The 1,064-nt window shown below is 70.7% G+C and carries 1 protein-coding gene and 1 pseudogene; both read right to left on the reverse strand.

The genetic code is table 11. The features are described from left to right. Window positions 1-146 precede the first annotated feature (146 nt). A complete protein-coding gene (locus ACFWP2_RS39650) occupies window positions 147-875 on the reverse strand; it encodes a DUF4097 domain-containing protein (RefSeq protein WP_380460994.1) in 729 nt (242 codons plus the stop codon). Between the two features lie 105 nt (window positions 876-980). After that, window positions 981-1,064, reverse strand: a pseudogene (locus ACFWP2_RS39655) (transposase); the annotation flags it as partial.

The following is a 1,064-nucleotide window of genomic DNA, read 5'->3' on the forward strand; positions in this document are numbered from 1 at the left end:
TCGGCACGCCAGGCTCAACGACCGGCACCCCATCGGGATACCGGTCGCATCACCACATCATCCGAACTCGTTATGTGCGAAGGACGGGTCTAGGGCCTCTAGGGCCTCCAGGGTCCCTGCGGCCTGTCCGGCCTGTTGTGGGAGCGTCAGGCCTGCTTGACCGAGATGCGCCCGTTGCTGGTGCTCAGGGTGAGCCGGTACCGGCCGGACGGGTCGTCGGGGACCCCGATGTCCTGGTGGCCGTTGTCGCTCTTCGCGGACACCTTGTACGTGGCGGCCGGCACGACCAGGGTGATGGCGCCGTTGGAGGTCGACGCGGAGACGTCCTGCGGCTTGGTCGAGGTGATGTCGATCGCGCCGTTGTGGGTCTCGGCCAGGATGCGGTCGCCGTTCAGCCCGCGCCCGGTGACGGCGCCGTTGGTGGTCCTCACCTCCGCACCGCCCTCCACCCCGTCCAGCTCGACCGCCCCGGAGTGGGTGGAGACCTGCACGCTGCCCACCCGGGAGAGCCTGACGGCGCCGGAGGAGGTCTGGCCGCTGATCGGCAGCCCCGCGGGGACGTCGACGGTGTAGGTGACCGAGCAGTTCCGGCCGCAGCCGCCGAGCACCAGTACGCCGTTCTCCACCCGGCTGGTCGCGCCCGGCTTGTCGCTCCCGTAGCTGACCGACCGGTGCACGGAGGCGTGGTCGAGGCCGCTCCTGCCGCGCACGGTCACGCCGCCGGAGGTGGTGTCGAGCCGCACCGCGGTGATCCGCTCGCTCACCGCGGCGTCGTCGTCGAAGGTGCTGTCGGACACCGGCCCGCAGGCAGTGAGTCCGCCCACGGCGGCCGCGAGGACGGCGAAGGACGCGAGACGGCCGGACTGCTGGCGCATGTCATTCCCCGGATCTGGAAGGCGTTCCCGAACGGCCCCGTCGCGGGGCGGACCCCACGAAGCTATCGTGGTCCGAAAGCCGTGGACCATGGGGCTAGTGCCGCATCAGGCAACGTTCGCCCTGGCGACGACGTCGCGTAGGCGTTCGTCGGCGGCGTGCTTGTTCCGCCAGATGATGTAGCGGCGGAT

Origin of the sequence: Kitasatospora sp. NPDC058444 (assembly GCF_042721415.1) — a bacterium.
GTDB lineage: Bacteria > Actinomycetota > Actinomycetes > Streptomycetales > Streptomycetaceae > Kitasatospora.